This is a genomic window from Gluconacetobacter johannae (assembly GCF_014174305.1).
In the GTDB taxonomy this organism is placed as follows: Bacteria; Pseudomonadota; Alphaproteobacteria; order Acetobacterales; family Acetobacteraceae; genus Gluconacetobacter; species Gluconacetobacter johannae.
Genome location: NZ_JABEQH010000045.1, coordinates 1 through 728, shown reverse-complemented (window position 1 = coordinate 728; position 728 = coordinate 1). Strand labels below are relative to the sequence as shown.

Below are 728 nucleotides of genomic sequence, written 5' to 3'. Positions count from 1 at the left end.
CGGATCCATTCCGCGACCATCCAGCCCAGCCCCGCGGCGGCGGTGGCGATCTGCGTGGTGGCCATGGCCATGCCGGCGCGGCCGTTGGCGCCCACCGCCGACCCGGCGTTGAAGCCGAACCAGCCCACCCACAGCAGCGAGGCGCCGGCGACGGCATAGGTCAGGTTGAACGGCGACAGATCGTCCTGGCCGTAGCCGCGACGCTTGCCCATCACCAGCGCGCAGACCAGACCCGCGATGCCGGCGTTGATATGCACCACCGTGCCGCCGGCGAAATCGACCGCGCCCAGGCCGGCGACCCAGCCCAGCGGGCTCCAGACCCAGTGGGCGATCGGGGCATAGACCACCAGCGACCACAGGATGGTGAACACGCACAGCGCGCTGAATTTCATGCGTTCGGCGAAGGCGCCGGCGATCAGCGCCGGGGTGATGATCGCGAACGTCATCTGGAACATCATGAAGACGCTCTCGGGGATCGTCATCACGGTGGCGTTGGCCGAGCCGGCCCCCAGGGTGAAGCCGATATCGGCGCCCTTGGCGATATGCGCGCCGATGCCCGACAGCATCGCCTTCGACAGGTCGCCCAGGTAGGGCGAGCCCGTCGAGAACGCCAGGCTGTAGCCCGCCACCATCCACACCACGGTGATGATGCAGCAGATGGCGAACGACTGCATGACCGTCGCCAGCACGTTCTTCTTGCGGACCATGCCGGCATAGAACAGCGCCAG

Annotated in this window: 1 pseudogene; it reads right to left on the bottom strand. The window is 67.9% G+C overall.

The window, feature by feature from the left end:
- A pseudogene (locus HLH21_RS16830) lies at positions 1-728 on the bottom strand (ammonium transporter); the annotation flags it as partial.